The following is a 12,789-nucleotide window of genomic DNA, read 5'->3' as shown; positions in this document are numbered from 1 at the left end:
GCAGGCGTTCGAGCAGCTCGCGCGGCGGCAGGTCGACCAGCTGGATCTCGTCGGCTTCCTGCAGCACCCAATCCGGCACCGTCTCGCGCACCTGCACGCCGGTGATATCGCGGACGCGGTCGTTGAGGCTTTCCAGATGCTGGACGTTGACCGTGGTGTAGACGTCGATGCCGGCGGCGAGCAGCTCCTGCACGTCCTGCCAGCGCTTGGCGTGGCGGCTGCCGGGGGCGTTGCTGTGCGCCAGCTCGTCCACCAGCGCCAGCTTGGGCGGGTCGGCGAGCAGGCTGTCGAGATCCATCTCGCTCAGCTCCAGGCCGCGATAGGGCAGGCGCAATGGCGGCTGCTGCGGCAGGCCCAGCAGCAGCGCCTCGGTATCGCTGCGGCCGTGGCTTTCCACCACCCCGGCGCGCAACGCCACGCCCTGGCGCAGTTGCGCATGGGCGGCCTGCAGCATGGCGTAGGTCTTGCCCACGCCCGGCGCCGCGCCGAGAAACACCTTGAGCCGGCCACGGCCTTCGCGGGGCAGGTCGGCGAGCAGCGCTTCGGCGCGCAGGCTGTCGTTCATCGAGCACTCGTCACTGGGAAGAAGTAGGCGGATTGTCGATCAGCGCCAGGTTCAGAGCCAGTACATTGACCACCGCCGGGCCGAACAGCGGGCGCTCGGTGTGCGCTTCGATCAGGCGCAGCAGCTCCACCTCTGCCAGGCCACGGGCCTGGGCGATGCGCGGCACCTGCCAGGCAGCGGCTTCGGGTGACAGGTGCGGGTCAAGGCCGCTGCCCGAGGTGGTTGCCAGTTGCATCGGGAGCGGCGCCTGGCCGCTCAGGCCGACGCCGGCCTGCTCGATGCGCTCACGGAGCTGCGGGTTGCTCGGCGCCAGGTTGCTGGTGGCGGTGGCCACGGTGGCGTAATCGCCGGCCGAAGGGCGCGGCTGGAACCACTGATCGCCGTCGAAGGCCTGGGCGATCAGGCGGCTGCCGCGCACCTGGCCGGCGTCGTCACGCACCAGGCTGCCGGCGGCCTGATCGGGGAAGGCCAGGTGCGCTACGCCGGTGACGCTCAAGGGATAGGCGACTCCGACCAGCAGGGTCATGAAAGCCAGCGTGGCGATGGCGGGGCGAATATGGTTGAGCATGATGAGTCTCCTGATTCAGGTTGCCCCGGATTGCATCCGGGCTACGTCGCTTGTCTCCCCTCTCCCGCTTGCGGGGCTTGAGCGGAAATAGCGAAGCATCGCTTCGCCCGCTCAAGCGCCCTGAGCTCTGCGAGGGGCTGGGGCGCAGAGCGGGGGCCGGGGGAGAGGGTCTATCCAGTAATACCGAGTGGCCTACCCTCTCCCCAGCCCTCTCCCATAAATGGGAGAGGGAGCAGGCCGTGCGTGAACTACACCCAGCCCAACCCCACCAGCAGCAGGTCGAGCAGCTTGATGCCGACGAAGGGCGCGAGCAGCCCACCGAGGCCGTAGATCAGCAGGTTGCGCCGCAGCAACTGGCCGGCGTCCAGCGCCTGGATGCGCACGCCGCGCAGCGCCAGCGGGATCAGCGCGACGATGATCAGGGCGTTGAACACGATGGCCGAGAGGATCGCGCTCTGCGGGCCGTGCAGCTGCATCAGGTTGAGCGCGCCAAGCTGTGGGTAGATGCCGGCGAACAGCGCCGGGAGGATTGCGAAGTACTTGGCCACGTCGTTGGCCACCGAGAAGGTGGTCAGCGCGCCACGGGTCACCAGCAGTTCCTTGCCCACCTGCACCACGTCGATCAGCTTGGTCGGGTCGCTGTCCAGATCCACCAGGTTGGCAGCCTCGCGGGCGGCCTGGGTGCCGTCGTTCATGGCCAGCCCGACGTCGGCCTGGGCCAGCGCCGGGGCGTCGTTGGCGCCATCGCCGCACATGGCCACCAGCTTGCCTTCGGCCTGCTCGGCACGGATGCGTGAGAGCTTCTTCTCCGGCGTGGCTTCGGCGATCACGTCGTCGACACCGGCCTCGGCGGCGATAGCGGCTGCGGTCAGCGGGTTGTCGCCGGTCACCATCACGGTGCGGATGCCCATGGCACGTAATTCGGCGAAGCGCTCGCGGATGCCCGGCTTGACCACGTCCTTGAGGTGGATGGCGCCGAGCAGGCGCCCGTCCCCGGCCACCAGCAGCGGCGTGCCGCCGCTCTGGGCGATCTTCTCCACCTCGCGCGCCAGAGGCGCCGGCAGCTCATCACGGCCCAGGCCGAGGTAGGCCAGCACCGCATCCACCGCGCCCTTGCGGTAGGCCACACCACCAACATCAGCGCCGGACAGGCGCGTCTCGGCGCTGAAGGCGATCAGGGTCATGCCGCTGCGCTCGGGCACCTCCATCGGGTGCAGCGCCGCCAGGTATTCGACGATGGACTTGCCCTCCGGCGTGTCGTCACCCTGCGAGGCCAGCAGCGCAGCCTCGGCCAGCTCCAGCGTGATGACGCCCGGCGCCTTGACCATGGCGCTGCAGCGACGGTTGCCGAAGGTGATGGTGCCGGTCTTGTCCAGCAGCAGGGTGTGCACGTCGCCGGCGGCCTCAACGGCGCGGCCGGACTTGGCGATGACGTTGAGGCGCACCAGGCGATCCATGCCGGCGATGCCGATGGCCGAGAGCAGGCCGCCGATGGTGGTGGGGATCAGCGTCACCAGCAGCGCCGCCAGGTAGATCAACGGCAGGTCGCCACCGGCAAAACGGGCGAACGGTTGCAGCGTGGCCACCACCAGCAGGAAGATCAGGGTCAGGCCGATCAGCAGGATATCCAGCGCCACCTCGTTGGGCGTCTTCTGCCGGCGCGCGCCTTCGACCAGGGCGATCATGCGGTCGAGGGTGGAGTCGCCGGGGTTGGCGCTGATGCGCACCAGCAGCCAGTCCGACACCAGCCGGGTATTGCCGGTGACCGCCGAGCGGTCGCCGCCGGACTCGCGGATCACCGGCGCGGACTCGCCGGTAATCGCCGCCTCGTTGACCGCCGCCACCCCTTCGATCACCTCGCCGTCGCCGGGGATCAGCTCGCCGGCCTCGACCCGCACCACATCGCCCTTGCGCAGGCTGCTGGCCGGTACGGACTGGAACTGCGCGCCGACCTGCTTGCGCGCCATCAGGCCCTGGCTGCCGGACTTGAGGCTGTCGGCGCGGGCCTTGCCACGGCCCTCGGCCAGGGCCTCGGCGAAGTTGGCGAAGAGCACGGTGAACCACAGCCACAGGGCGATCTGCACGCCTAAGGCAGTGCTTACTGCAGGGTTGGGGACAAAGCACAGCACGCTGGTGACCAGCGCTGTCAGCTCCACCACCAGCATCACTGGCGAGCGCACCAGTTGGCGCGGGTCGAGCTTGACGAAGGTCTGCTTGAGGGCCGGGCGCCACAGCGCGCCGAGGCCGGTCTGCGGCTGGCTGCTGGACGATTGGGCGCTGCGTTGCGCCGTTACGGGGGCATTCATCACGGTCTCTCCTTCAGAACGCCAGGTGTTCGGCCAGCGGGCCCAGGGCCAACGCCGGCATGAAGGTCAGGCCACCCGCCAGGAGGATGGTCAAGGTCAGCAGCACGACGAACAGCGGCCCATGGGTGGGGAAGCTGTTCTGCCCCTGCGGCGCGGCCCGCTTGGCCGCCAGGCTGCCGGCGATCGCCAGCACCGGCAAGATGTAGCCGAAGCGCCCGAGCAGCATGGCCAGGCCGAGCATCAGGTCGTGGTAGGGCGTGTCGGCGCCGAAGCCGGCGAAGGCCGAGCCGTTGTTGCCGGTGGCCGAACCGTAGGCGTACAGCGCCTGGCTGAAGCCGTGCGGACCGGGATTGCCGATGGACGCCGCCGGCCCGGCGAAACTCACCGCCAGGGCGCCGAATATCAGCACGCCGACCGGCATCACCAGCAGCGTGGCGACCATCAGGCGTACCTCGCGGGCTTCCAGTTTCTTGCCCAGGTAGGCCGGGGTGCGGCCGATCATCAGCCCGGCGAGGAAAACCGCGATCAGCACGAACAGCAGCATGCCGTAGAGGCCGGCGCCGACGCCGCCGAAGACGATCTCGCCGAGCAGCATGTTCACCAGCGGCACCAGCCCACCCAAGGCACTGAAGCTGTCGTGCATTGAGTTGACCGAGCCGTTGGACGCCGCCGTGGTGGTGGTCGCCCAGAGCGCCGAAGCGAAGCTGCCGAAGCGCGCCTCCTTGCCCTCCAGCGAGCCGACCTGCTCGATAGGCAGCCCGGCCAGCGCCGGGTTCGGCTGCAACTCCGCACAGGCGCAGACACCCAGGCCGATGACGAACAGCAGCAGCATGCTGGCGAGGATCGCCCGGCTCTGGCGCAGGTCACGCACGTAGTGGCCGAAGGTGAACACCAGCGCCGCCGGGATCAGCAGGATCGACGCCAGCTCCAGCAGGTTGCTAAGCGCCGTAGGGTTCTCGAACGGATGCGCCGAGTTGACGCCGAAAAAGCCGCCGCCGTTGGTGCCCAGTTGCTTGATGGCGATCTGGCTGGCCGCCGGCCCCATCGGCAGGCTCTGCTCGCTGCCCTGCAGAGTGGTGGCGGACACGTAATCGCTGAAGTTCTGCGGCACGCCCTGCCACACCAGCAGCACGGCCAGCACCAGGCACAGCGGCAACAGGCCGTAGAGCACGGCGCGAGTGATATCGACCCAGAAGTTGCCCAGGCGGTCGCTGGACTGCCGCGCCAAACCCCGGCACAGCACCACCAGCACCGCCACGCCCACCGCCGGGCTGACGAAGTTCTGCACGCCAAGGCCGAGCATCTGGCTGAAGTAGCTGAGCTGCGCCTCGCCGCTGTAGGCCTGCCAGTTGGTGTTGGTGACGAAACTCACCGCCGTATTGAACGCCAGGGGTAGGCTCATCCCGGCCACCTGCTGCGGGTTGAGCGGCAAAGCGCCCTGCAACAGCAGAATGCTCATCAGCCCCAGCAGGCAGACCAGGCTGAAGACCAGCAGCGCCAGCGCGTAGCCGCGCCAGCTTTGCTCCTGCTGCGGGTCGACGCCGGCCACGCGATAGCACAGGCGCTCCAGCGGCTGCAGCAACGGGCTGAGCCAGGTGCGCTGGCCCTCCATCACGCGATAGAAGTAGCGCCCGAGAAAGGGTGCCGGTGCCAGCACCAGCAGGGAAAAGGCCGCCAGCAGCAGCCAGTCGTAGTCGTGCATGGCCGCCTCCTCAACCACGTCCGGCGGTCAGCAGGACCGACAGCAGGTAGGCGAAGAGGCCGACCACCAGGACCAGCGACACACCATCGATTGCGTTCATTTACAAAGCTCCACGATGCGGGGAATCCGCTCGCGAGCATTGTCGAAAGGCTGGCCGTAAAAAATCGATTGGCGCCCCGTGACCGGGGCGTAAAGAAAGCGTATTGGAGCGGCTGGAGGCCGGCCGTCATGGGTGCGCGGCCTGCCGCGTCACCTGAATAGATAACGCGGCAATACCCATAGATACAGCAGCATGCCGAACAGCTCCACCAGCGACTGCAACACGATCACCAGGGCCACCAACTCCCAGCCTGCGGGCAACGCCACGGCAAAAGGCAGCATGACGAAGGAATTGCGCGTGCCCATGCTGAACGCCAGGGTACGCCCCTGATCACGCGGCAGACCCAGCAGCACGGCCAGCGCCTTGGCCAGCAGTGCCGCCAACATCAGGAAGCCCGCGAATAACGGCAGCAGCACGGGCAACAACTCCAGCGCCGAACGCGCCACTCCCACCTGGGCAGCGGCGATCAACAGCAACACCAGCCCCAGCAACGGAATCGGCCACCAGGCCAGGTGATCGCGCACCCGCTCACGCTCGGCACGCGCCTCGATCCAGCGTTGGGTTGGCAGCGCCAGCAGCAGCGGCAGCAAAACCACCAGCACAGCCGGCCAGACATCAGCCAGGCCCAGCGTCGTGGCGAACTGCGCGTCGGCCATCAGCCACAGGTACAGCGGCAGCAGGAGCAATTGCACAAGCAGGTTCAGCGGGGTGACCGCGATGGCGCGCGGCACGTTGCCACCGCCCAACTGGCTGAAGGTGATGAACCAGTCGGTGCAGGGCACCGGCAGCACCAACAGCACGCCCAGGCGCAGCGCCGGATCGTCCGGCAGCGACTGCAACAGGCCCCACACCAGCAGTGGCAACAGGACGAAATTGCCCAGCAACACCGCGAGAACGAAACGGTGGTCGCTAAACGCCTCGCGTAAATGCAGCAGCGGCACCTGCACGAAGGTGGCGAACAGCAACAGCATCAGCGCCGGCCATAACAGCCAGTCGCTGATGTGGCCGATACCTGGCCACAGGGTGCCCAGCAGCAAACCCAGCATGATGCCGGCCAGATACACCCAGACCTGCTGGCGCTCCAGCGTTAGCCGTTGCATCGGCCTCTCCAGTCGGACTCAAACCAACCATTGCACCAGCAAGCCAACCAGGGCACAAGCCAGCAGCGTCTCGATCACCCCACGCTTGAAGCCCAGCAACGCCACGCCCGCCCCGAGGGTAATCAACGCCGACAGCCAATCGAACGTACCGGCAAAACCCTGCGGCCAGAGCACGTGATAACCGAAGAACAACGCCAGGTTGAGAATCACCCCGACCACCGCCGCAGTGATGCCGGTCAGCGGCGCGGTGAACTTCAATTGACCATGAGTCGACTCCACCAGCGGCCCGCCGGCGAGGATGAACAAGAACGACGGCAGGAAGGTGAACCAGGTGACCAAGCAGGCCGCCAGCGCGCCGCTGGCGAAGGCCGAATCGCCACCGAGCACCGGCTGGCCATAGGCACCGACAAACGCGACGAACGCCACCACCATGATCAACGGCCCCGGCGTTGTTTCGCCCAACGCCAGGCCATCGATCATCTGCCGGGGCGTCAGCCAGCCGTAATGCTCGATGGCGCCCTGATACACGTAAGGCAGCACCGCATAGGCGCCACCGAAGGTCAGCAGCGCCGCCTTGGTGAAGAACCAGCCCATCTGCGTCAGCGTACTCTGCCAGCCGAACACCAGGGTCAGCAGGCCCATCGGCAGTAGCCAGAGCACCACGCCGACAAGCAGAATCAGCGCTAACCGGCTGGAACGAAAATGCGTGTGCGCCAGGCGCGTCTCGTCATCGATCAACGCCGGCGCATACGCCCCACCCGCTTCACCATGCCCGGCGCCGACCGCAAAGTGCTGTGGCGCCAGCCGCCCGCCGATATAACCAACCAGCGCGGCGCCCAGCACGATCAGCGGGAACGGCAACTGCAATGCGAAAATAGCCACGAAGGCCGCCGCCGCGATGACCCACAGCCAGGCGTTCTTCAACACCCGCCCGCCAATGCGCCAGGCCGCCTGCACCACGATGGCCGTCACCGCCGGCTTGATGCCATAGAAGATCCCCGCCACCAGCGGCACATCGCCGAATACCAGATAGATCCACGACAGCACGACCAGAATCAGCAGCGACGGCAGCACGAACAATGCCCCGGCGATCACCCCGCCCCAGGTGCGGTGCATCAGCCAGCCGATATAAGTGGCCAACTGCTGTGCCTCCGGCCCGGGCAGCATCATGCAGTAGTTCAGCGCATGCAGAAAACGCCGTTCGGACAGCCAGCGACGCTTCTCCACCAGCTCCTGATGCATGATCGAAATCTGCCCCGCCGGCCCGCCGAAACTGATCAGCCCCAGCTTCAACCAGAACCAGAAAGCCTGCAGCAAACTAACCGTGGCGGGACGTTCAAGCGAGTCGGACATAAAAGGGCTCCAGCGACTGCAATCGACCGGCCACTATAGCCACGAAACATGACAGCAGCACGACATCGCACGGAAAATCACCAGCCAAGCGCAGCCCTTGCTCCACTTGGCCTGGAGGAGTTTTCCCGCATCTTATCCACAGCACTTTCCCCAGATTATGTGCACGATACCCAGCAGCACGCCCACGCCCCGCACCGCTGTTGAAAAACCAAGCCAAGTGATTGATTAGAAGCGATATTCCGTCTGGCGATAACGCCAGCAAAGCGTCATTGAGCAAAAGTTGAGCGGCCTGCCGAGGCCCGCTTGAATGCTAGGCGCCAAGGGCTTTTGCAAAGGTTATCCACAGTGGTGCTCACAGAATTTGTGGGTGGGTTTGGGAAACAATTGGGACAGACCACGATTAATTAACTATTAAATTGTGGTCTGCCCCCCAATACCCTCATACCCTCAAATTGAATGCCCCCGCCTCCAGGCAAATCCCCGGATTTCATCCGGGCTACAGCGAATCGGCTCACTCGTAGCGTCCATTCGAAGCTGATCGCCAGCAAACCGGCCCCTACGAATAGCATTTCCTCCAAATCACGAACAAAAAATCGGGCCTAACGGCCCGAAAAAGTACTCCACCTTGAAGAGTTCGTTTACAGCGCGTGCGACTGGTACAGCTCGGTCAGCGCCTCGCCGCGCAGGTAGGCCAGTTCCGCCGAGCGGCGGTCGCGGGGGCGAGCCAGGGGTACGGCTAGTTCGCGTTGCAGGCGGCTTGGTGTGCCGCCAAGGATCAGCACGCGGTCGCTGAGGTAGAAGGCTTCGTCGAGATCATGGGTGACCAGCAGCACGGCGATCTCGTAGCGGGCGGCCAGCTCCACCACCAGATCCTGCAGTTTCATGCGGGTGAAGGCGTCCACCGCGCTGAAGGGCTCATCCAGCAGCAGTACCTGCGGTTTGCCGTACAGGGCGCGGGCGATGGCCACACGCTGGGCCTGGCCGCCGGATAAGTGTTTGGGCAACGCGTCGCCACGCCCATGCAAGCCGACGTCGCGGAGCAATTGTTCAACCCACTGGTCGTCGGCCACCCAGCCATCGGCGAAGCCGACGTTCTGCGCCACGCTGAGCCAGGGCATCAGCCGGGGTTCCTGGAACACCACGCCGATGCCGCTGCCACGCCCGAAGTGGAGCAGCGGGTTGAGTTCCAGCCCGCCTTGGTAATCCTGATCCAGCCCGGCAGCGATGCGCAGCAGGGTGCTCTTGCCGCAACCGGAAGGGCCGAGCAGGCTGACCACTTCGCCAGCGGCCAGGCTCAGACTCACTTCGTCAAGCACACGCGCCGCCCCGAAGCTCTTGCTGACCCGGCGCAGCTCGATCAGAGCGCTCATCATCGATCCCCCTCATAGTTGTCCCGCCAGGCCAGCGCACTGGTTTCCAGGGTCTTGAGCAGGCTGTCGCTCAGCTTGCCCATCACCGCCAGGGTAATGATCGCCACCAGCACCAGGTCAGGGCGCGAGACTTCGCGACCATCGGTGAGCAGATAGCCGATGCCTTCGGTCGCGGCCAGCAATTCTGCCGCGACGACGCACAACCAGGCCATGGATAGCCCAGCGCGCAAGCCGGTGAACAGATAGGGCTGCGCCGCCGGCACGAAGATGCGCCGCACCGTGGTTACTCGTGGCAGCCCATATAACTCGCCCACCTCGACCAGCTTGCGGTCGACGTTGCGGATACCCGCCACTAGGTTGAGATAGACCGGGAAGAACGAACCGATGGCGATCAGGGTGACCTTCGATGTTTCGTCGATGCCCAGCCAGATCAGCAGCAACGGCACCCAGGCCAGCCCAGGCACCGCCCGCAAGGCCTGGAAGGTGGGGTCGAGGTAAGCCTCCAAACGCCGGCTCAGGCCCACCAGCGATCCGAGCACCAGAGCCAGCGAGGCGCCGATGGCGAAGCCCGCCACTACCCGCAGAGAACTGGCGAGAATGTGCGTCCACAATGGCCCGTACGCCAGCTCCCAAAGGGTCAGCACCAGCTCGCTGGGGGCCGGCATCAGATAGGCGGGAATCCAGCCCAGGCGCACCACAGACTCCAAGACCGCCAGCAGGAGCAACGGCAGCGCCCAGCCGCGAAGGCTTGCCAGCCCCGGCAGCCATTCGCGCCAGGCTGCGCGAGACGGCGTCTGGACCAGAGATTCAGCGCGACTCATCGGCGGCCTCGATCACGCCCTGGGCTATGCGTGCGTCGATCAATGTCTGCAAGGCCGCCTCGGTATCGGCATTGCGGCGGAGTACACCATCGGCCACCAGCAGCGGAATGACCGGCTTGATGGCATCCAGATGCGCATCGCCCGGCAAGGGCCTGGTGAAGTCATAGCGGCCCAGCTGCAGGCGAATCACCTCGACTGGCAGCTGGGTTTCAACCGACACCAGCTGCGCCGCCGCTTCGGGATTGCCGATGATCCAGCGCCGCGCACGTTCGTAGGCCTTGACCACGGTGGCAACCGCTTCCGGCTGCTCGGCGAGAAAGCGCTCATGGGTGTTGAGAAACGCCCCCAGGCCGAACTCGGCGTTTTCATAGACGAAACGCGCACCGGCCAGCTGGGCACCGGCCATGTGCGGATCGAGCCCAGCCCAGGCATCGACACGACCCTGCTCGAGTGCGGTGCGACCTTCAGGGTGCTGCAGGTGAACGATCTTCACGTCCGCGGGCTTGAGGTCTTGCGCTGCCAGGGCACGCAACAAGAAAAAGTAGGGATCGGTGCCCTTGGTCGCGGCAACCTGCTTGCCACGCAGGTCATGCAGGTTCTGATAGGGCGCGGCAGCCTGCACGACGATGGCGCTGGGCACGGACCACAGATAGTTGTAGATGGCCTTGACCGGCTGGCCGTTGGTACGGCTGACGAAGGCGGAAATGCTCGACGTCAGGGCGAAGTCGGACGCGCCACTGTTGAGGAATTCCAAGGAGTTGTTACTACCGCGCGACAGTACCCAACGCACGTCGGTGCCGGTGGCGGCGAAGTCTTTCTCCAGCCAGCCGTTGTGCTTGATCACCAGGCTTTCCGGTGAATAGAAGGCGTAGTCGAGGCGCACTTCCTTTGGGGGTGCGGCATGTACGGCAGTGGGCAGCCAGGCGGCGAACAACGCGGTCAGGCCAAAACGCAAGATGGTGCTTTTCATGATCATCTCCATAGACGGATGAGTCACCTTCCGGCCCGTTTGCGGGCCGGTCAGGAGATGGCATAGCGGGTTCGTAGCAATGGGAACAACCGTGACGAGGCGTCTGCCGCGAACTTCGCGAACAAGTCCGCTCCCACAGGTTTGTGCAATGACTAACGAAAGCGCTGATCAGAGCAGGGTCAGGGTGTAGCTCAGGATCAGGCGGTTTTCGTCGGCGTCAGTGCTGACGTTGCCGCGCTGGGTCGCGTTGCGCCAGGACACGCCGAGGCCTTTCAGCGGACCGTCCTGCAGGGTGTAGTCGAGGCGGAAGTCGCGTTCCCACTCCTTCAGATCGCCATTGGCAGAATCGACGTTGTCGCCCTTGAGGTAGGCGACGCTGGCCTTGAGGCCCGGGACGCCGAGTTTGGTGAAGTCATAGCCGTATTCGGCCAGCCAGGTGCGCTCGCCGGCGTTCTGGAACTTGCCGATCTGGCGGTCGGTGATCAGGTAGGACGAGCTGCCGCCGCCCTGGTTGAGGAACGGGAAGGCGCTGTCGCCTTCGACCTGCTGGTAGCCCAGGCTGGCGAAGTGGCTGCCCAGGGTGTAGGTGAACAGCGCGCTCCAGGTCTGGTTGTCGACCTCGCCGGTGCTGCTGTCGCCGGCACGCCAGTAGCCGGCGCTGCGATAGCCATCAGCACGGCCGGAGGCGCTGCCGTTCTTGCCATCGGAGTTGCTGTCGAAGTAACGCAGGTCGGTCTTCAGCGAGCCCGGGCCGATGGCCCAGTTGTGCACCAGGCCGAGGAAGTGCTGTTTGTAGAAGTCTTCCAGGTTGCCGTAGTAGTACTGCAGCGTCAGGTCCTTGGTCAGCTTGTAGTCACCACCGGCGAAGTAGAACTTGTTGCTGTCGGCGTCACCGGTGGCCCCGGCGATACGCAGAGCGATGTCGTCGGTGGAGCTGCGGGTCTTGGTGCTTTCCAGCTGGCCGGCGGTCAGGGTCAGGCCGTCAATCTCGTTGGAGGTGATCTGCCCGCCTTCGAAAGTCTGCGGCAGCAAGCGGCCGTCGTTGAAGGTCACCACCGGCAGCTTCGGCAGCAGGGTACCAATACGTGCCTCGGTCTTGGACAGGCGCACCTTGGCGGTCACGCCGGCCTTGCTGTAGTCGTCAACGGCGCTGCCGTCGCTATCGAGCGGGAAGAGTTGGCCGGGGGTGCGGTCACGGCCGGCCTTGCTTGCGGTGCTGCCGGAATCCAGCTTCACGCCAAGCAGGCCGATGGCGTCGAGGCCGAAGCCGACGGTGCCTTCGGTGAACCCGGAGCTGTAGTTGAAGATGAAGCCCTGGCCCCACTCCTGCGCCTCGCCGTTGTTGTTGGCGGTGTTCTTGGTGTTCAGGTCGTAATAGAAATTGCGCAGGCCGAGGCTGGCCTTGCTGTCTTCGATGAAACCGGCGGCGGTGGCCTGGTTGGCGATGGCGGCCAGCGTGACAGCCAAGGCCAGGGTGGATTTTTTCATGCTCGATGCTCCAAGTGCTTTGTGTGCTGTTCTGGGGTTGGCACTGCACAGGGGCTCGGCAGGACAGCGGACGGGGCGCTGGTCTCGGCGGATTGGCAAAAGAGCCCCTGATTCGGGCCCGATGCGGTGGTCCGCTGTCGGCTGGTGGCTAATCTACGAAATACCCGTTAATCCCTAAAAAGAATTATTTTTCACTTTGTAGTAACAAAAAAGAATATGAGTCCGATCCCGATGTAACTCGGTCCGTAGGAGCGGATTTATCCGCGAATCCTGCGAGCCACTAATCACGGCTTGCTTCGCCAGCCCGCATAGGGTCCCTGCTGCGCCTGACAAACCGGCCTTAGCTAATTCCTAAAAATTATTTAACAACTGCTTTTTATATCGACTAGCTTCTCTTCACCGGATCACCGGACTTCTTTTTCTAAACACTGAAGTACGCGTGATCC

Annotated in this window: 10 protein-coding genes and 1 pseudogene; all 11 read right to left on the bottom strand. The window is 65.1% G+C overall.

The genetic code is table 11. From position 1 onward, the window contains the following. A pseudogene (locus B3P22_RS23690) lies at positions 1-565 on the bottom strand (histidine kinase); the annotation flags it as partial. 10 nt (positions 566-575) lie between these two features. After that, on the bottom strand, positions 576-1,133 hold the full coding sequence (gene kdpC, locus B3P22_RS23685; RefSeq protein WP_296272914.1) for a potassium-transporting ATPase subunit KdpC: 558 nt from the start codon (positions 1,131-1,133) through the stop codon (positions 576-578). 248 nt (positions 1,134-1,381) lie between these two features. Beyond that, positions 1,382-3,439: a potassium-transporting ATPase subunit KdpB gene (gene kdpB, locus B3P22_RS23680; protein ID WP_296272913.1), complete on the bottom strand. Its 2,058-nt coding sequence runs from the start codon at positions 3,437-3,439 to the stop codon at positions 1,382-1,384. Between the two features lie 13 nt (positions 3,440-3,452). Then, entirely contained in the window at positions 3,453-5,141 is a 1,689-nt protein-coding gene (gene kdpA / locus B3P22_RS23675; protein ID WP_275547709.1) for a potassium-transporting ATPase subunit KdpA, read from the bottom strand. 10 nt (positions 5,142-5,151) lie between these two features. Next, positions 5,152-5,241 carry a K(+)-transporting ATPase subunit F gene (locus B3P22_RS23670; protein ID WP_275547710.1) on the bottom strand — a complete coding sequence of 30 codons (90 nt, stop codon included), beginning with the start codon at positions 5,239-5,241 and terminating at the stop codon, positions 5,152-5,154. Positions 5,242-5,390: 149 nt separating this feature from the next. Further along, positions 5,391-6,341 carry a bile acid:sodium symporter gene (locus B3P22_RS23665; RefSeq protein WP_296272910.1) on the bottom strand — a complete coding sequence of 317 codons (951 nt, stop codon included), beginning with the start codon at positions 6,339-6,341 and terminating at the stop codon, positions 5,391-5,393. 18 nt (positions 6,342-6,359) lie between these two features. Further along, positions 6,360-7,694, bottom strand: coding sequence for a chromate efflux transporter (chrA, locus tag B3P22_RS23660; protein ID WP_296272907.1), 1,335 nt, complete (start codon positions 7,692-7,694; stop codon positions 6,360-6,362). Positions 7,695-8,332: 638 nt separating this feature from the next. Further along, entirely contained in the window at positions 8,333-9,064 is a 732-nt protein-coding gene (locus B3P22_RS23655) for an ABC transporter ATP-binding protein (protein ID WP_296272916.1), read from the bottom strand. Then, positions 9,064-9,885: an ABC transporter permease gene (locus B3P22_RS23650; protein ID WP_296272905.1), complete on the bottom strand. Its 822-nt coding sequence runs from the start codon at positions 9,883-9,885 to the stop codon at positions 9,064-9,066. The genes B3P22_RS23655 and B3P22_RS23650 overlap by 1 nt, the downstream gene beginning before the upstream one ends. Next, entirely contained in the window at positions 9,872-10,855 is a 984-nt protein-coding gene (locus B3P22_RS23645) for an aliphatic sulfonate ABC transporter substrate-binding protein (protein ID WP_275547715.1), read from the bottom strand. Before B3P22_RS23645 ends, B3P22_RS23650 begins: the two co-directional genes overlap by 14 nt. 168 nt (positions 10,856-11,023) lie before the next feature. Further along, on the bottom strand, positions 11,024-12,343 hold the full coding sequence (locus B3P22_RS23640) for an OprD family porin (protein WP_296272903.1): 1,320 nt from the start codon (positions 12,341-12,343) through the stop codon (positions 11,024-11,026). Between the last annotated feature and the right edge of the window lie 446 nt (positions 12,344-12,789).

It is taken from the genome of Pseudomonas sp. UBA6323, assembly GCF_002439135.1.
Lineage (GTDB): Bacteria > Pseudomonadota > Gammaproteobacteria > Pseudomonadales > Pseudomonadaceae > Aquipseudomonas.
This window is presented reverse-complemented; position numbering and strand designations above follow the sequence as displayed.